This is a genomic window from Streptomyces milbemycinicus (genome assembly GCF_002154605.1).
GTDB lineage: Bacteria > Actinomycetota > Actinomycetes > Streptomycetales > Streptomycetaceae > Streptomyces > Streptomyces milbemycinicus.
Map to the genome: position 1 here is coordinate 1 of NZ_MUNE01000838.1, position 339 is coordinate 339.

At 68.7% G+C, this 339-nt stretch carries 1 pseudogene; it reads right to left on the reverse strand.

What is annotated here, in order from left to right:
- A pseudogene (locus tag CCN51_RS47290) lies at positions 1 to 185 on the reverse strand (GntR family transcriptional regulator); the annotation flags it as partial.
- Positions 186 to 339 lie beyond the last annotated feature (154 nt).

The window sequence follows — 339 nt, forward strand, 5'->3', positions numbered from 1 at the left end:
CAGGAGGGGGCGCCGCCGCGGTCGCCGCCAGGGGCGTCGGCGTAGGGGTAGCGGTCAAGCTCGCCCGGGCCGGCGAGGCCGGAATCGGCGGGGCGAGCCGCGGTCATCGTGGTGTGCGCAAGGGTACTCACGCATCCTTTGTCGGCGACGCCCCGGAAGCCCTTGAGGTCTTTGGTGAAAAGCACACGAAAGGGTGATCGCCCATTACCTCATAATTGACGCTGAATCGGACAGAAAGCAGCAGCCTTCGGGGAGTTGCGACCACTTCACGCGATGGGCCTGCGGAACCCCTTCCGACCTGGTCCACCGCGGCGCGGGCTGCGCCGGCGCTACGCCGGG